Source organism: Pseudomonas syringae pv. tomato str. DC3000 (genome assembly GCF_000007805.1).
In the GTDB taxonomy this organism is placed as follows: Bacteria; Pseudomonadota; Gammaproteobacteria; order Pseudomonadales; family Pseudomonadaceae; genus Aquipseudomonas; species Aquipseudomonas avellanae.
This window is the reverse complement of record NC_004578.1, coordinates 2,915,243-2,931,536: the sequence shown is the minus strand read 5'-3', so window position 1 is coordinate 2,931,536 and position 16,294 is coordinate 2,915,243. Positions and strand designations below refer to the sequence as shown.

Here is a 16,294-nt window from a genome sequence, read left to right as displayed (position 1 = left end):
GAATGTCACTCTTGTAAATGCGGGCGGCCGCGAACGCTCCGTCAGCCTGCAAAACGCTGACATGCTTTGCCGCTGACACCGACGTGCGCCGTCAGTACCGCGCCGTCGAACTGCCCCAGCGCATCGCCAGGCGCTGCGCTGGTGACATACAGCGTCTGCAGGTCGGGACCTGCGAACACGCAACTGGTGGGATGGCTGACCGGTAAATCGACAATCCGGTCGACGCTGCCATCGGGCGCAAAACGGATCAGGCAACTGCCGCCCCAGCGCGCGTTCCAGACATAGCCTTGGGCATCCATCGCCGAACCGTCGGGCGAACCACGGCTTTGCTCGGCCGCCCAGACCCGGCGGGGCCCCAGCGTGCCATCTACCAGCACGGGGTATTGGTAGATAACCTCGTCGAGGGTATCGGCGCTGTACAGCACGCTGCCGTCGGTGTTCCATAGCAAGGTGTTGACGATGCCCTGCCCATCCAGCAAACGCGTCACGCTCGCGTCGGCATCGACCCGGAACAACCCGCCCGAACGACGAACCAGAGGTACATCGCCGCCTCCGGCGTCAATATTGTTCTGCATGCTGCCCAGCCAGAGGCGGCCGTTCGCATCGCAACGGGCTTCATTGGCGCGATTACCGGGGGTCGGGTCTGCGACACAGAACAACGACAATGAGGTTCTTTCAGAGGTCAGGTCCAGGCGATAGACGCCGCTGGCCAGTGTCACCAGCGCATCGCCCTGTTCAGTGGGGATAAACGCGGACACCGGCTCAGGCATGCGCCATTGACGATACTCCCCGGCGACCAGCCGACAGGCCAGAAATCCGGCGATGTCGACCCAGTACAGGGCCTCTGCTTCGGCATCCCAGAAGGCGCCTTCAGCCAGTTTGAAACGGTGCTCGGAAACGGGCAGCCAGTTCATGAAAAATGTCCTTTGTTATTGTTGTAAAGGCACTTTTTTAGGTGTGTATTGCTTCAATGCTCATAACACAGGCCTTGCCAGCCCGAGCCTTCAGTCGGCCGGTCAGCTGTAAAACCGGCCTGTCCGGCAAAAAAATGTCAGATCGGCTAAGGTGATCTCGTCAGCCTTCAGTGCCGCTTGCGCTACTAAATAGTATTACAATTCATTTTTCAAGCGGCATTTTATCGACTATAAATGCATGCATCGGAAGAAATCCGGTCAAATAGTCTTACCAATAACAATAAAAGCGGGTAGATCAGATGAAAAAGCATGCTCTTCTCAGCACCTTTGGACTGTCCTTGATGATCAGTACCTTGACCGCACAGGCCGCAGCACTCTCCAGCGAACACAGCGCGTTTGGGCAACTGCCCGATGGCAGCGCCATCGAGAAATATACCCTGCGCAACAGCCATGGCGTGCAGGCCAGCATCATCACTTATGGCGCAACCCTGCAATCACTGCTGGTGCCCGACAAGGCTGGCAAGGTGGAAGACATCGTGCTGGGCTTCGACGATGTGCAGGGCTATCAGAGCAACGGCACGGTTTATTTTGGCGCGACCATCGGCCGTTTCGGCAACCGTCTGGCGGGCGGCAAATTCAGTCTGGATGGCAAGACCTACCAGGTTCCGCTCAACGACAAGACCAATGCCCTGCACGGCGGCGACAAGGGTTTCGACAAGCGACTCTGGAAGGCGGAAGAAACCAGGACCGGTGATTCGGTCGGCGTGAAACTGACCTACGTGTCGCCGGATGGCGAGATGGGTTTCCCGGGCACGTTGCAGACTGAAGTCACCTACAGCCTGAACGACAAGAATGAACTGAAAATCGACTACCGCGCCACCACCGACAAACCCACGGTGCTGAACCTGACCAACCACAGCTATTTCAACCTCGCGGGCGCAGGCAGCGGCGATGTGCTCAAGCAGGTCGCCACCCTTCACGCTTCGCACTACACCCCGGTCAACGACAAGCTGATCCCGACGGGCGAACTGCCCGCCGTCGCCGGCACGCCGATGGACTTCCTCAAGCCCACCGCGTTTGGCAAACACATCAAGGATGACCACCAGCAGCTGAAATATGCCGAACCCAAACAGGGCGGCTTTGATTTCAACTGGGTGCTGGACAGCAAAGGCGATGTGAAGAAACTCGCCGCCGAGGTCAGCGACCCGCAATCGGGCCGCACGCTGCAATTGTTCACTACCGAGCCCGGCGTGCAGCTGTACACCGGCAACTTCCTGGATGGCAGCATTCACGGCAAGGGCGGCAAGGTCTATCCGCACTGGGGCGCTTTCACGCTGGAAACCCAGCACTACCCTGACGCGCCCAACCAGCCGAAATTCCCCAGCACGCGACTGGACCCAGGCAAAGCCTACACCCAGACCACTGTGTTCAAATTCCTGAACAACTGAGGCGTTGACGCGCGCAGCTCCGGGAAACCTTAGCTGCGCGACTGTCCGTTTATTGATTGCGCTTCATGGCCGCTGTCAGGGTATCGACGTTGTAGCGAAACATCTTGGCGTAAGTCGCTGCCGGGCCGTCAGCTGGCGACAACGACTCCACATACAACTCGCCGCCCGGCTGAGCACCGCTGGCTTGGGCAATCTGCTTGACCAGACGCGGGTCACTGGAGTTCTCGAAGAAGTAGGCGCTGACATGCTCGGCCTTGATCTGACGGATCAGTTTCGAGACATCGGCTGCAGAGGCTTCAGACTCAGTGGACAGCCCCAGCGGTGACAGGAACGTCACACCGTAGGCATCGCCGAAATAACCGAACGCATCATGGGAGGTGAGAATCTTGCGATTGGCCGCAGGAATCGAATGAATCTGATCGCGGGCGTATAGATCCAGTTGTTGCAATTCAAGAATGTAGCGCTCGCCATTGGCCTGATACTCACTGGCCCCTTGCGGATCAGCTTTTTTCAGCGCAGCGATGATATTGCGCACGTAAACCACCCCGTTCGCCGCGCTGTTCCACGCATGCGGGTCAACAATGCGCTTACCGTCTTCGTCCATGCTGCGGGTTTTTATGCCATCGGAAAGCACCACCGGCTGGCCCTTGTAGCCCGACGCTTTGATCAGCCGGTCCATCCAGCCTTCCAGATGCAGACCACTGACAAACGCCAGGTCGGCATTCTTCAGCGCCTGAGCGTCGCCGGGCGTCGGCTCGTAGACGTGCGGGTCGCCATTGGGGCCGATCAGCGATTTGACATGGACACGGTCGCCGCCGACGGTGCTGACCATGTCGGCGATTACCGTGAACGAGGCCACCGCTTCCAGCGGTTTGGCCTGGGCAAGGCTGGCAAATGCCGACAACGCCAGTGCAGCTATGGAACTCAACACCACCAATCGTTTCATGACATACCTTTTCAGTGAGCCAGGTGAGGTTTGGGAAACAGTCGACGCACGATGCCCGTGCGCCCGAATAACAGGGACAAACCGTAGAACGCGCTGGCGGTAAGGACGATGGCCGGCCCCGAAGCGACGCCAAGGTGGTAGGAAACGATCAGGCCGATCAGGCCGGAGAGAGTGGCAATCAGCGTTGAGATGACCATCAGGCCGCTCAGCGAATTGCTCCAGAAACGTGCGGCGGTGGCAGGCAGCATCATCATGCCCACCGCCATCAGGGTGCCCAACGCCTGAAAACCTGCGACCAGATTCAGCACCACCAGCAACAGGAACAGCACGTGGTACAGCGAGCCGCGCCCGCCGACTGCTCGTAGAAACCCCGGATCGAAGCACTCCAGCACCAGCGGGCGATAGATCACCGCCAACAGCACCAGCGTGAACGACGCAATGCTGCCCACCATGTAGATGGCGGTGTCGTCAATGGCCAGAATGGTGCCGAACAGCACATGCAACAGGTCAACACTGGAACCATGCAGCGAGACGATCAGCACCCCGGCAGCCAATGAAGTCAGGTAAAAACTGGCAAAACTGGCGTCTTCACGCAGCGAGGTCAGCCGGCTGACCAGCCCGGACAGCAACGCCACCGCCAGCCCGGCGATCAGCCCGCCAAAGCCCATCGCGGGGAGCGACAGGCCGGCGATCATGAAACCCACCGCAGCCCCTGGCAGAACCGCATGGCTCATCGCATCGCCGACCAGGCTCATGCGCCGCAGCATCAGCAACACGCCCACCGGGCCTGAGCCAATGCCCAATGCCAGGCACGCCACCAGCGCGCGGCGCATGAAACCGAACTCGACAAACGGCTCGACAATCAGGCTATACAGCATCATGAGCGTTCATCCTCGGCATCACACAGCGAGGCGTCGGGGCTCCAGTACTCAGCCATGTTGCGCGCCTTGCGCAGGTTGGCGTCGCTGAGCACATGCGAGGTCTCACCCCAGGCAATGGCTTCGCGGGCCATCAACAGGGTTTGCGGAAAGTGCTGACGCACCTGTTCGATATCGTGCAGCACGGCGATCACCGTCCTGCCCTGCCCGTGCCAGACCCGCACCAGCTCCAGCAGGTCGCGGGTGGTGCGTGCATCGATGGCGGTAAACGGTTCGTCCAGCAGGATCACCGAGGCGTCCTGCAACAACAGCCGCGCAAACAGCACACGCTGAAACTGCCCGGACGACAGCGAGCCGACGCTGCGCGCTTCAAACCCTTCCAGCCCGACCGTGTGCAAAGCCTCTTGGGTCAGGCGAGCATGATTGCGCGTCAGGCTGCGAAATGGCCCGATGCTGTGCCAGGCACCCATCGAAACCGTGTCGGCAACACTCAGCGGAAAGCTGCGGTCGATCTCCGCGGCCTGCGGCAGGTAGCCAATCGTGCGGGTCGCCAGACGGCCCCGGTCGATATGCCCCTGAGCCGGTTTCATGGTGCCGGCGATGGCTTTGATGAGGGTCGATTTGCCCGCGCCATTCGGCCCGACAATTGCCGTCAGGCTGCCCGCTTCGAAGCGCCCGCTGATGTGGTGCACCGCCGGGCGACGCTCGTAGGCGACGGTCAGGTTTTCCAGGCCAATGGCAGCGCTCACGGAATGGCCACCGACCAGCCGATGGCCAGCCACAGCAACGCCAATATGGCCAGAGAAAACAGGACCCGCTTCCAGGCTGGTTGGGCCAGAACGGAGCCTGCTATCGAAGCACTTGCGACTGAAGAGGTAGAAGGAATTTTCACGCGAGAGTAACCTGCAACTATTCGTTACAGTATTACATAGCAGTCTTGCAAATGTTATTAAATAACATTCATCCTCGCGTTCGAGCCTCCATGCAGGCCAAAAACCCGCGCTGTAAATCTTCGATCAGCGCCGAGCCATCCTCCAGGCCGATGTGCAGGCGCAGCACGGTGTTGAGCTGCCTGTCTTCTTCGCTGCTCCGCGCCGTGAGCTCGGCCACTGTGATCAGGCTCTCATAACCGCCCCACGACGCCCCGAGGCCGAACAGCTGCAAGGCGCCGATGAAGTGCTCTGCCAATGCGGGATCATCGTCACGCAACTCGAACGACAGCAGACCGTTACTGCCACTGAAATCGCGCTTCCACAGCCAATGCTGCGGATGTGTGGGCAAGCCCGGATGAAACACCCGGCCAACCTGCGGGTGGGCGTCAAGCCACAGCGCGACCTCCAGCGCCTGGCGCTCATGCACCTCCACGCGCGAGGCCAGCGTGCGTGCGCCGCGCAGTATCAGCCAGGCATCATCAGGGCTGGTCGCGTTGCCCAAAGTGTCGCCCATCCGTCCAATTGGCGCCCAGACGTCTTCGCGGGTGCAGACGCTGCCCATCACCACATCACTGTGGCCACACAGGTATTTGGTCAGGGCCATGATGGAAATGTCCGCACCCAGCGCCAGCGGCCGGTACAGATAGCCACTGCCCCAGGTGTTGTCCACCGCCAGCAGAATTCCACGCGGCCGACACAACGCCGCAAGTGCAGGCAGGTCGCACAGCTCATACAGCAGTGAGCCGGGCACTTCGGCGTAGACCATGCGTGTGTTGTCCTGCAACTGCGCTTCCAGCCCTCGACCGTCGGCGGCGTAATAGCTGACCTCGATCCCGAACGGCTGCAAAAACTCCTGCGCCACACGGCGTACCGGTGAATAGACGGCGTCGGTCAGCAACACATGATCGCCGGGGCGCAGGTAGGCCAGAAACGTCTGCGCCACCGCAGCCAGGCCGCTGCTGAACAGCCGGGTGCGATAACCACCTTCCAGCTCGGTGACCAGGTCTTCAAGGGCAAAGCCCGTCGGATTGCCTCGCGCGCCATAACTCAACAGCCGCTCGCTGTCGCGACGCTTACGCACATCGCGCATCTCGCTCAAACTGTCGAACAGCACCGTACTCAGACGCGTGACGGGCACATTGACACCGCGCATTCCATCGCCCTTGGCCGTACGTGCTGCATGCACCAGCCTTGTACGTAGCAAAGGATCGCGCAGCGACGGATTGCGCGGCCCGCCAGACGCCGGTTCGAGTTGCAGGGGCTTGAAGCTGGCAATCTCCTGCGCGGTCATTTGCCCCAGCAAGCCTATCTCCCAGGCCAGGTACTGACGTGCAGCGTCCTTGTTGCCCGAGTGCCGATCATGGGTGAAGAACAGAAAATCGATACAGTGCTCGTCTGCCAGACTTGCGCTGCCTTCGCGCACTGGCCGCCCGGCCGCCTGCCAGGCCTCAACGCCGCCTTCAAGCACGCGAGTCTGCTGACGCTGCGCCAAAGGCAATTCCTGCACGGCCAGTTGCGCAATCAGCGGATCGTCGGCGACCAGCACCACCGGCCTGATTTCCTGCGCCAGAACACCTGCGAGCAACGGGCGAATCGACCAGCGCGAGCCGTCGATATGTGCCTTGCGGTAGCGCGTGCTGGAACGCAGATCGATCAGCGCAACCGCCGCGTCTTTCAACGCGTCTTCCAGTGCCTGAATGCTGATCGGCACGTCTGCCGTGGCCACGTTAGCTTCAGCCACCGGCAGCGACAGGCCGCTCTCGACGCCGTCAGCCAGCACATATGCATCATGCCCCAGTTGCCTTAGCCAACTGGCGACAATGGGCGCGCGAATGCCATCGGCGTCCAGCAACACCAGCCGTGCGTTGCGCACCCCAACGTACAGATCGGTGGCCTGAATCAACTGTCCGCCAGGCGTGTGTTGCGCGCAGGGCAGGCTGCCTGCGGCAAATTCTTCGGCGCTGCGTACATCACACAGAAACAGGCTGCGACCGGACTCCTCAGCCCAGCGCTGCACTTGTCCGCCCGTCACGGTCTGCACCTGCGCGCGCCTGGCCAGCGCCTCGGCAGCATTGCGCTGTCGGGTCAGCGCCGCTGCGGACACCTCATCCGGGTAGCGCCGGACACTGCCGTGTTCCAGTTGCAGATCGGCCAGGTACCAACCCTGTGTACCGTTCTCGAGTGCATATACAGGGTTTTTCAGGCCCATATCGATCAGCGTCTGAGCGCCGATGATGCTGCGTGTGCGCCCGGCGCAGTTGACGACAATCGGCGTGCTGTCATCGCCAACCAGTTCCCGAATGCGATAACCCAGCTCGCCATTGGGGCAGCACACGGAACCTGGGATGGTCATCTTGCGGTACTCATCGAACGGCCTGCCGTCCAGCACCACCAGCGGCTCGCCGCGCGCCTGCCACTGTGCCAGTTGCGTGGCCGTGACATGCGGCGTGTGGCTGACCTGCTCGACCAGCTCGCCAAATGCCTTGGACGGCACATGCACGCCTGCAAACAGCTGTCGGCCCGATTCTCGCCAGCCCTGCGCGCCGCCCTGCAGAATGTGCACGTTGCCGTAGCCCAACGCAGCGAGTCGCAGGGCTGCTCGCGGTGCGACATCGCTGCCGCTATGGTCGTAAATCACCAGGCGCACGGCAGTGTTCGGTGCCAGACGGCGGATGTCCAGTTCCAGACGGCTGTAGGGCAGCGTCACCCCGTGAAACAGATGCGCTTCGCCATACTGGCCATGCTCACGCACATCGAACAGGGCAATTTCCTGCCCGTCGAACAGCCATTGTTGCAGGTGCGCCGGGGTGATGTTCTGGCTCATTGGGTGGCTCATTTGAGTTGAAAGAAAACGCTATCGCACGCACCTCGCACCGGCTTAGGCTCTGTACGAAAAGTGGCTGCGCTCGGTGATGCTGCGTTAAAAACAGGCTCGGAATGCTCATTTACAACCCGTAGACTCCGCTTCCTCGTCTGTTTTTGCCTTGCCTGACCTTCGCTCGCCGACTTTTCGTACAGAGCCTAATACGCCTGAATCGAAGGTGCCATCTGCGAAGCGTTGTAATTGAGCACGCGCCCTTCCTGATTGACGCCATAGCGGCCGTTGAGTGATTCCAGCGGACGGCCGTAGAGGTGGAAATGCAAGGTGGGCTGATCGCCCTCGACCTTGATGCCGTGCAGGTCTTCACCTAGAAACGAAATCGGCGTGCCGGGCTGAACCACCACCTCTTTCTCCAGCTCAAGCCGGGCGAAGGCCGGGTCACTGCCGTCATCGGTGCGAGCCCATACGTAATTGATTTCCTGACCCTGCACCGCGACGATCACCGCCCAGGTTTCATGGTTATGCGGCAAGGTGCTTTTGCCGGGCAACAGGGAATTCATGTACAGCGTCGGGGCTTCGCCATCGTCGTTGAGCCGGTAGCGAAACGCGGTATCACCCTCGCCCGCCACCGGAGCGGGAAAACCGGCGAAATTGAACAGGTCATGCCGCTCGGCCAGCGTCTCCAGCAACGTGACAATTTCAGCCAGTGCCGCACGGTCCACGCCGCGCTCGTGGATGACGCGCACTTGCTGCAGAAACGCTTCTATTACGTGGGTTCGGTCATCAAGGCTCATACAGGTGCTCCCTTTTTTGGTTCTGATTTAGACGGACAGGCTGTAGCGGCTGATATTGCTCAGCAGAAACGGGTCGCCCGCCGTGTGGTTTCGACGTCCCGCATCCCCCAGTGCATGGCGCAAAAACGCGGCCGTGCGCTCGCTGGTCGGGCGCTGGAATATCTGCTCGGCGCTGCCGTGTTCGACAATCAGGCCGTTCTCGGTGAAATACACCTGGTCACTGATCTCCTCGGCAAAACGCATCTCATGAGTCACCAACACGCAGGTCATGCCCTCCTCGGTCAGCTCGCGAATGACGGTCAGCACCTCGCCGACCGTTTCCGGGTCCAGCGCCGAGGTCACTTCATCGAACAGGATCAGTTCCGGACGCATGGTCAGGGCGCGAGCGATGGCCACCCGCTGTTGCTGCCCTCCGGACAACTGCCCCGGATACGCATCGGCCTTGTGCTCCATGCGCACCTTGGCCAGCAACGCCCGCGCCTGTTTTTCTGCCTCGCCGCGCTCGATGCCCAGCACCTTGCGGGGTGCTATCACCAGGTTTTCCAGCACTGACAAATGCGGAAACAGGTTGTATTGCTGAAACACAAACCCGACCCGCTTGCGCAACTCGATGCGCTCGGCTTCACGCGTCAACTCATCAACCCGGGTCTGACCGACGCGAATGCTGCCGCGCTGCGTCTGCAACAAGCCGGTAATGCAGCGCAGGATGGTCGACTTGCCCGAGCCCGACGGGCCGATGATCGACACCGCCTGACCACGCTCGACATCCAGATCGATCCCCTTGAGCACACGGTTATTGCCGAACGACAGGTGCAGATCACGCAGACTGACCAGTGACTGGGCGCCAGAATCAATGGAAGGCATAGCGTCGCTCCAGGTAGTGAGTCAGACGGGAAATGGGGTAGCAATAAGCGAAGAACAGCACCAGCAGGCTGCAATAGATAACCACCGTGAAACCGGTCTGGTTGACCGTGTTACTGGCAATCTGCGCGGTATCGATCACATCATGCACGCCCACCAGCGACGCCAGCGCCGTGCCCATGGTGATCACCGCGTACAGGTTCATCCACGGCGGCAACATGCGTTTGAAGCACTGCGGCAGGATGATCGAGCGAAAAATCTGCCCCCGCGTGAAGGCCAGCGAACGTGCAGCCTCCCACTGGGTGCTGGGGATAGAGGCCACTGCGCCGCGAAAGATCTCGGCCACATTGGCGCTGGCAGGCAATGCCAGGCCGAGGGTGACTTTCACCCAGTCAGGAAAGGCGATGTAGGTTCCGGCAATCTTGATCTCGAATGGGAACACATAAGTGGTGAAGTAGATCAACACCAGCCACGGCGCATTACGAAAGACCTGCACCCACAGACGCGCTGGCAAACGCAGCAAGCGGAACGGCGAAAGCCCCAGCGCCCCGACCAGCAGACCGAACACCGAGCCCAGGCCGATGGCAACCAGGCTGATCAGAATGTTCTGCGCAAAACCGCCCGCCAGTGCGGGCGACCACTGCACCAAAGCGTTGAATATCGGGCGTCCAGACGCCCAATAAAACAGCGCGCTCACCAACAGCACTGCCAGGCTCACTGTAACCAGGCGGCGACGCGGCCAGGCGGGCGGCGTGGCGAGTGACGAGTCAATCGCCATAGCCGGGCATCCTCAAGCGAGCTTCCAGGGCACGCCCTGCGCAATTAACTGCAAAACTGAGCACCGCGAAAAAGCTCAGCAACAGAATCATCAGTTCCAGCACGTTGTCACTCTGAGTCCAGATCATGATCGAGGCGTAGGTGATGTCATTTACCGCAATCGCCGACGCCACCGCCGTCATCTTCACCAGATCGATCAGGTTGTTGACCAGCGACGGCAAGGCGAAACGCACGGCCAGCGGCAACTGCACATTCCACAACAATTGACGGCTGCTGAACGCCAGTGAACTGGCCGCCTCAAGCGTCACGGCGGGCACCGCTTCGATACCGGCCCGCAGTGCTTCGGCATGAAATGCACCCTTGTGCAGGGAAATCACGATCACCACCCAGGCAAACGGGGTCAGCGGATTCGCTGCGCCAACCGCCTGGGTCAGCAACATGTTCAATACCAGAAACGCGCAGTAAAGCTGCACCAACGTAGGCGTGTTGCGCGTGACTTCAATGAATATCCGCGCAGGCATGGCCAGCCAGGCTTTGCCCGAGGTCAGCATTGCCGCCAGAGCAACGCCGGCCAGCAGGCTACCGATGATGGTGAGCAGGCACAGCCACAGTGTGGTCACGGCACCTTCCAGCATCGTGCCGCGCTGATAGGCGTCGAGCAAAAAGGCGTAGTTCAGACCGATACCGGCAGCCCACTGCACCGCAGATTCAAGCCAGTGGTTCATGAGGTTCTCTCGCAGGAGGGTAGTGAACGCCGAAGCAAGAGAATCAGGCGCCTTTGCCCTTGAACTGCTCATGCAGTTCAACCAGTGCGGGTGATGCAGGGGTGATGTTGTAGCGTTTTTCCAGCTCGATCAGCCAGCCGCTGCGGTGCCAGTCCTGAACGATGCTGTCGAGGCGATTCTGCGTGTCGGTTTCACCGGAACGGGTCCAGATCACCGATGGCGCAGGATTGAGCTCTGGTGCGATGGCGCGATAGCCCTTCCACTCATCATTACCTGCCAGCAACGGATTGATCAGCGTGGCGTCGTGCACGGCCGCGACACAATTGTTGCCGCGCAACGCAAGCAACGATTCGGACGAACTTTTGAAGGCTTTGATGTCGGCACCAAACTCAGTCAGTGCCTTGATGTAACTGCTGCCTTGCGAGGTGCAGACTGGTTGGCCCTTGAGGTCTTCCCAGCGCGTGATCGCGCTGTCCTTGAGCACGGCAGCAGTCCCACCCACGCGGTAAAACGGGGTGGGCACCGAGCCGAGAAGCTGGCCGCGCTCAGGCGTCCATTCCATGTTGGCGATCAACAGGTCCACCTTGCCCTGCTGCAAAAACTGCACGCGGTTGGCCGTCAATACCGACACCAGTTCGACCTCGACACCCAGCCGCTTGCCTATGTCCTCGGCCAGCTCCACATTGACGCCTTGGGGTTTGCGGGTCTGGGGGTCGATGGAGCCGAACGGGCCACCTGACAGCAACACCCCGACCACCAGACGATGACGCTCTTGAACCTTGTCCAGCGTTGCATCCGCCAGTACAAAACCACTAACAGCGATGCTGGCCAGAACGCCCAGCATCGCTGGAAGAAAACCTGAAACGGATGAGCGCTTGTTCGACATGAAATACCCCGGTTGATGATCGGCGAGCCCCGACCTGATGCAGCGACACTACGGATCGCCGCCCGTTAACGGAAATTCAAATATCAAATATGGTTATAACTTTAAGTTCACTTATGCCTATTCAACTTATAATTCCCTGCAAACATTGGCGATAAATTGTAAAGATCTAAGGACCTACACAAAACACATTAATTTTCGTAATGTATTCCTCAGCCATCCTGATATGAGTTCGACCCGAGACCATGCCCGACTCACCCACAACAACCTCGACGCTCGATCTGGAACTGCTGCGCACCTTCGTTGCCGTGGTCGACCAGCACAGCTTTGCTCAGGCCGGCGCTCACCTGGCGCGAACCCAGTCTTCGGTCACGCAGCACATGCAGCGCCTGGAGCAGCAGACCGGTGTCAGCCTGTTTCAGAAGAAAGGACGGCACAAGCAATTGACCGAGTCGGGTCGGCAACTGCTGAGGCACGCCAGGCAGATGCTGTCGCTCAATGACGATGCGCTCAATTCATTGCGCGACAGCAGCCTGAGCGGCGTGCTGCGCATCGGCTCGCCCCATGACATCGCCGACACCATTTTGCCGCCGCTGCTCAGCCACATCGCCCGTTCGGCGCCAAGGCTACGCCTGGAGATCGATGTGGGGCGCAGCCCGTTCCTGATGGACGACCTGCACCGCGGCAAAGTCGACATGGTGATTTCTACCCGCGAAGACCCGACGCTGGAGGGCTTCGCCCTGCGAACCTCACCGGTCTGGTGGATCTGCTCGGCGCAGTACATTCATGTGCCGGGCGAGCCCCTGCCGCTGATTCTGGTCGATGAGCCCAGCATCTATCGGCGCTATGCGCTGCACGCGCTGGAGGCGGCCAACATTCCATGGCGCCAGGCCTATCTGGCTTCCAACCTGATCGGCATCAAGGCCGCCACCCGCGCGGGGCTTGGCGTGACGCCACGCAGCATGGAAATGCTCGGCCCGGACATGCGCGTGCTGGGGGAAAGCGAAGGCCTGCCGCGCCTGCCGGACGTCACCTACCACTTGTGGATCAGGCCCAATACCTTGAACCCGCTGGCGCGCAAGGCCTATGAGCTGATACGCGCAAGCCAGAGCCTGTAACTCCGCCGTGCGGTACTTGTGAATAGCCAGTCGACCCTATACTGTACATCCAAACAGTTAAGGGGCACTTCATGGAGCTCATCGACAAGCTCAGCATTCTGGCCGACGCCGCCAAGTACGATGCGTCGTGCGCCAGCAGTGGAGCACCCAAGCGCAGTTCGCAGAACAAATCCGGCCTGGGCTCCACCAACGGCATGGGCATCTGCCACAGCTATACGCCTGACGGGCGCTGCGTTTCACTGCTGAAAATCCTGCTGACCAACTTTTGCCTGTACGACTGCCAATACTGCGTCAATCGCCGCTCCAGCGATGTGCCCCGCGCGCGCTTCACGCCCGAAGAAGTGGTCACCCTGACCCTGGACTTCTACCGTCGCAATTGCGTGAGCGGGCTGTTTTTGAGTTCCGGGATCATCCGCTCGGCGGATTACACCATGGAACAGTTGGTTGAAGTGGCGCGGTTGCTGCGCGAAGTGCACGAGTTTCGCGGCTACATCCACCTCAAGACCATCCCCGACGCTGACCCGGCCGATCGAAAAAGCCGGGCGTTACGCGGACCGCCTGAGCGTCAATATCGAGCTGCCAACGGACGTCAGCCTGCAAACCCTTGCGCCGGAAAAAGATGTCGCATCCATCAAGCAGGCCATGCAGACGATTTACACCGGCGGGCAGACCGTGCGCAACGAACCGCGCTCGCCGCGTTTTGCCCCGGCCGGGCAAAGTACCCAGATGATCGTTGGCGCCGACGCCACCGATGACAGCACCATCCTGCACAGTGCGCAGACGCTGTATAGCGACTTCAAGCTGCGCCGCGTCTATTACTCGGCGTTCAGCCCGATCCCCAACAGCCCCAACAGCGTGCCGCTGGCCGCGCCGCCCTTGATGCGCGAGCACCGGCTGTATCAGGCTGACTTTCTGCTGCGCGGCTACGGCTTTACCGCAGGCGAACTGCTAAGCGGCCCCGGCGATCTGGCGCTGGACATCGACCCCAAACTGGCCTGGGCGCTGGGTAACCGACAAGTGTTTCCGCTGGACCTGAACAAGGCAGACGCGGCACTGATTGCACGGGTGCCGGGTATTGGTATCCGCACCACGCAGCGATTGGTCGAACTGCGCATGCAGCGGCGCATCCGCTACGAAGACCTGGCCCGCATGCGCTGCATACTCGCCAAGGCCAAGCCGTTCATCATCACCAGTGACTACCACCCGCCGCATGCGGAAACCACCAGCGAGTTCCTCCATCACCAGTTGCGTGACCGGCCGCAGCCTCAGCAAATGGGGCTGTGGGGATGATCTGCCTGGACTGTGACGACCTTTTCGACACCTGGCGGCTGCAAGCGCGCTGGTTGTTAAGTCATGAAATTGACCCCAGCCAGGTCAGCTGGAAATCCCCGGACGCCGCCGACCTGTTTGGCAGCGAAGAACAATACCCCGAACAATCCGGCCCGTTTCAGGCCCGCGTGCCGCTGGAGTTGCTGCAGTTGCTGCAAAGCACATCGCGCTATCGAGGCGAACAGCGCTGGAGTTTGCTGTACGAAGTGCTGTGGCGCGTCACTCACGGTGACCGCACGGCCATGATGGCCGGCGACAAACTGGGCAGCGAGCTGCATCGACGGCTCAAGGCTGTACGCCGCGAGGCGCATCACCTGCATGCTTTTTTGCGTTTTGTCGCATTGCCGCCGGCCGACAACGATGCAGCGATCATGCGCCCGCAATACGTGGCCTGGCATGAACCGGCCCACGATATTCTGCACAGTGCCAGCGAGCACTTCATCGGCCGCATGGGCCAGCACCGCTGGATGATTGCCACACCACAAGACGGCGTGTATTACGACGGCAAGCAATTGATCCACGAGCGCCGCTGCCCTGAAGCCTGGCAAACGATGGCCAGACAGGTCGAAGACCCGCACGGTGAATTGTGGCTGACCTACTACAGCCACATCTTCAACCCCGCCCGCCTCAATCCCAAGGTCATGGAAGGCCACTTCCCTTCGCGCTTCTGGAAAAACCTGCCCGAAGGCTCGCTTATCCCGGCACTCATCACCCAGGCCCGCACGGGCAAACAACGCGACGGCCAGGCCAGCGATATCGCTGCGCGACGCGGCAAGAAGATTGCGCTCAGGGATTGAGTCTTTGACGTTGCGACGCTCTTGCCCTGGCCAATGCATCGAGGATCGGACGCAGAGCGTCCAGAACAGCATGCGACGCAGAGCGTCGCACGATAGCCGGGATTATCGGCAATGCCTTGATTGATGCATCACGCTCAGCGTCTAGAGCGAAACCCGCCCTTCAATACAGGTCACGGTCGAGCCGCCCACCCAGATATCGTCACCCAAGCGCTGGATGGACACACGGCCCTTGCGCCCGAGCGCGGTGCCCTGGCTGACGACGTAACGAGCCGGCGCCAGCCCTTCTTCCAGAAACCAGCGGGCGATGCCAGCATTTAGGCTGCCTGTCACCGGGTCTTCGGCCATGCCGTCACCCGGAACAAAAGCGCGCACTTCAAACTGCGCCTCGTCACCGTCCACCACCGGGTCCCATGGCGCAACGACGCCGAGTTTCAGGCCGCTCAGTTGCGCGTAGTCGGGCTGCAACCTCAGAACACTGGCGCGATCAGCCAGCCTGAGCGCGACCCAGCCCGGGCCGTTATCTACCCAGCGCGCATCCAGAATCTCACCCGCGCCCAGCTTCATGCCGAGGCGGATCTGCTCGATGAGCTCAGGGTCTACCGCACCCGAACGCAACAACGGTGGCGCGGTAAATGCCAGCCCGCTGCCCTCGCGGCGAATGCGTACCAGACCGATCCCGCACTCCTGAATGATTTCCTCACCTCGCGCCACGCCGCCGCTTTCCAGCCACGCATGGCAGCTGCCCAAGGTGGGATGACCGGCGAACGGTAGCTCTTCAAGGGTGGTAAAGATACGTACCCGATAGTCGGCACGCGGGTCTGTGGGTTTGAGCAGAAACGTGGTTTCACTCAGGTTGGTCCAGCGTGCGAAGGCTGCCATCTGCTCGTCGGTCAGACCCTCCGCACCCAGCACCACGGCCAGCGGGTTGCCGAGCAACGGCTGATCGCTGAAAACATCCAGTTGCTTGAAATCAAACGAACGCATCAAGGCTTCCTTTCCAGAAGTAAAAACGCAGATTGCCACGCCGGGTGCGGGCCAGACAACGGGATATTGAACCAACCTTCGCCGCGA

The 16,294-nt window shown here is 60.7% G+C and carries 15 protein-coding genes and 1 pseudogene; 4 read left to right on the top strand and 12 right to left on the bottom strand.

Going from position 1 to position 16,294, the window contains the following annotated elements; all coding sequences use genetic code 11:
• Positions 1-41: 41 nt before the first annotated feature.
• Positions 42-914, bottom strand: a complete 873-nt coding sequence (locus tag PSPTO_RS13645; protein ID WP_011104122.1) for an SMP-30/gluconolactonase/LRE family protein — start codon at positions 912-914, stop codon at positions 42-44.
• A 299-nt stretch (positions 915-1,213) separates the two neighbouring features.
• Between PSPTO_RS13645 and PSPTO_RS13640 the strand changes: the two genes are divergently transcribed.
• Complete coding sequence (locus PSPTO_RS13640) at positions 1,214-2,362, top strand: aldose epimerase family protein (protein ID WP_007245976.1); 1,149 nt, start codon at positions 1,214-1,216, stop codon at positions 2,360-2,362.
• A gap of 49 nt (positions 2,363-2,411) precedes the next feature.
• Here PSPTO_RS13640 and PSPTO_RS13635 read toward each other — a convergent pair whose 3' ends face one another.
• From PSPTO_RS13635 to PSPTO_RS13590, 10 genes are all read right to left on the bottom strand, one after another.
• Positions 2,412-3,308 carry a metal ABC transporter substrate-binding protein gene (locus PSPTO_RS13635; protein WP_011104121.1) on the bottom strand — a complete coding sequence of 299 codons (897 nt, stop codon included), beginning with the start codon at positions 3,306-3,308 and terminating at the stop codon, positions 2,412-2,414.
• An 11-nt stretch (positions 3,309-3,319) separates the two neighbouring features.
• Positions 3,320-4,189 carry a metal ABC transporter permease gene (locus PSPTO_RS13630; RefSeq protein WP_003376994.1) on the bottom strand — a complete coding sequence of 290 codons (870 nt, stop codon included), beginning with the start codon at positions 4,187-4,189 and terminating at the stop codon, positions 3,320-3,322.
• The gene (aztA, locus tag PSPTO_RS13625; RefSeq protein WP_011104120.1) at positions 4,186-4,935 is read right to left on the bottom strand and encodes a zinc ABC transporter ATP-binding protein AztA; all 750 of its coding nucleotides are present in this window, start codon (positions 4,933-4,935) and stop codon (positions 4,186-4,188) included. Before aztA ends, PSPTO_RS13630 begins: the two co-directional genes overlap by 4 nt.
• Positions 4,932-5,078, bottom strand: coding sequence for a hypothetical protein (locus PSPTO_RS13620; RefSeq protein ID WP_154072970.1), 147 nt, complete (start codon positions 5,076-5,078; stop codon positions 4,932-4,934). The genes aztA and PSPTO_RS13620 overlap by 4 nt, the downstream gene beginning before the upstream one ends.
• A gap of 68 nt (positions 5,079-5,146) precedes the next feature.
• Entirely contained in the window at positions 5,147-7,942 is a 2,796-nt protein-coding gene (gene metC, locus PSPTO_RS13615; RefSeq protein WP_011104119.1) for a cystathionine beta-lyase, read from the bottom strand.
• A 197-nt stretch (positions 7,943-8,139) separates the two neighbouring features.
• Positions 8,140-8,733, bottom strand: a complete 594-nt coding sequence (locus tag PSPTO_RS13610) for a cysteine dioxygenase family protein (RefSeq protein ID WP_011104118.1) — start codon at positions 8,731-8,733, stop codon at positions 8,140-8,142.
• A 27-nt stretch (positions 8,734-8,760) separates the two neighbouring features.
• Positions 8,761-9,597 carry an amino acid ABC transporter ATP-binding protein gene (locus tag PSPTO_RS13605; RefSeq protein ID WP_011104117.1) on the bottom strand — a complete coding sequence of 279 codons (837 nt, stop codon included), beginning with the start codon at positions 9,595-9,597 and terminating at the stop codon, positions 8,761-8,763.
• Entirely contained in the window at positions 9,584-10,372 is a 789-nt protein-coding gene (locus tag PSPTO_RS13600; protein ID WP_005762766.1) for an amino acid ABC transporter permease, read from the bottom strand. Before PSPTO_RS13600 ends, PSPTO_RS13605 begins: the two co-directional genes overlap by 14 nt.
• On the bottom strand, positions 10,362-11,096 hold the full coding sequence (locus PSPTO_RS13595) for an amino acid ABC transporter permease (RefSeq protein WP_011104116.1): 735 nt from the start codon (positions 11,094-11,096) through the stop codon (positions 10,362-10,364). Before PSPTO_RS13595 ends, PSPTO_RS13600 begins: the two co-directional genes overlap by 11 nt.
• A gap of 43 nt (positions 11,097-11,139) precedes the next feature.
• Positions 11,140-11,982, bottom strand: coding sequence for a transporter substrate-binding domain-containing protein (locus PSPTO_RS13590; RefSeq protein ID WP_011104115.1), 843 nt, complete (start codon positions 11,980-11,982; stop codon positions 11,140-11,142).
• 242 nt (positions 11,983-12,224) lie between these two features.
• Here PSPTO_RS13590 and PSPTO_RS13585 point away from each other — a divergent pair, with 242 nt between their 5' ends.
• From PSPTO_RS13585 to PSPTO_RS13575, 3 genes and pseudogenes are all read left to right on the top strand, one after another.
• Positions 12,225-13,097 carry a LysR substrate-binding domain-containing protein gene (locus PSPTO_RS13585; RefSeq protein ID WP_005762770.1) on the top strand — a complete coding sequence of 291 codons (873 nt, stop codon included), beginning with the start codon at positions 12,225-12,227 and terminating at the stop codon, positions 13,095-13,097.
• Between the two features lie 71 nt (positions 13,098-13,168).
• Positions 13,169-14,387 (top strand): annotated as a pseudogene (locus PSPTO_RS13580) (putative DNA modification/repair radical SAM protein).
• A complete protein-coding gene (locus PSPTO_RS13575; RefSeq protein WP_011104114.1) occupies positions 14,384-15,223 on the top strand; it encodes a TIGR03915 family putative DNA repair protein in 840 nt (279 codons plus the stop codon). The pseudogene PSPTO_RS13580 and the gene PSPTO_RS13575 overlap by 4 nt, the downstream one beginning before the upstream one ends.
• Positions 15,224-15,364: 141 nt before the next feature.
• Here the strand turns inward: PSPTO_RS13575 and PSPTO_RS13570 are convergent, their stop codons facing one another.
• Entirely contained in the window at positions 15,365-16,207 is an 843-nt protein-coding gene (locus PSPTO_RS13570; protein WP_005762776.1) for a PhzF family phenazine biosynthesis protein, read from the bottom strand.
• Positions 16,208-16,294: the final 87 nt, after the last annotated feature.

Coding starts and splice junctions, on each gene's coding strand:
- PSPTO_RS13645 (WP_011104122.1), bottom strand. CDS start 914: ATGAACTGGCTGCCCGTTTCCGAGCACCGTTTCAAACTGGCTGAAGGC.
- PSPTO_RS13640 (WP_007245976.1), top strand. CDS start 1,214: ATGAAAAAGCATGCTCTTCTCAGCACCTTTGGACTGTCCTTGATGATC.
- PSPTO_RS13635 (WP_011104121.1), bottom strand. CDS start 3,308: ATGAAACGATTGGTGGTGTTGAGTTCCATAGCTGCACTGGCGTTGTCG.
- PSPTO_RS13630 (WP_003376994.1), bottom strand. CDS start 4,189: ATGATGCTGTATAGCCTGATTGTCGAGCCGTTTGTCGAGTTCGGTTTC.
- metC (WP_011104119.1), bottom strand. CDS start 7,942: ATGAGCCAGAACATCACCCCGGCGCACCTGCAACAATGGCTGTTCGAC.
- PSPTO_RS13610 (WP_011104118.1), bottom strand. CDS start 8,733: ATGAGCCTTGATGACCGAACCCACGTAATAGAAGCGTTTCTGCAGCAA.
- PSPTO_RS13605 (WP_011104117.1), bottom strand. CDS start 9,597: ATGCCTTCCATTGATTCTGGCGCCCAGTCACTGGTCAGTCTGCGTGAT.
- PSPTO_RS13600 (WP_005762766.1), bottom strand. CDS start 10,372: ATGGCGATTGACTCGTCACTCGCCACGCCGCCCGCCTGGCCGCGTCGC.
- PSPTO_RS13595 (WP_011104116.1), bottom strand. CDS start 11,096: ATGAACCACTGGCTTGAATCTGCGGTGCAGTGGGCTGCCGGTATCGGT.
- PSPTO_RS13590 (WP_011104115.1), bottom strand. CDS start 11,982: ATGTCGAACAAGCGCTCATCCGTTTCAGGTTTTCTTCCAGCGATGCTG.
- PSPTO_RS13585 (WP_005762770.1), top strand. CDS start 12,225: ATGCCCGACTCACCCACAACAACCTCGACGCTCGATCTGGAACTGCTG.
- PSPTO_RS13575 (WP_011104114.1), top strand. CDS start 14,384: ATGATCTGCCTGGACTGTGACGACCTTTTCGACACCTGGCGGCTGCAA.
- PSPTO_RS13570 (WP_005762776.1), bottom strand. CDS start 16,207: ATGCGTTCGTTTGATTTCAAGCAACTGGATGTTTTCAGCGATCAGCCG.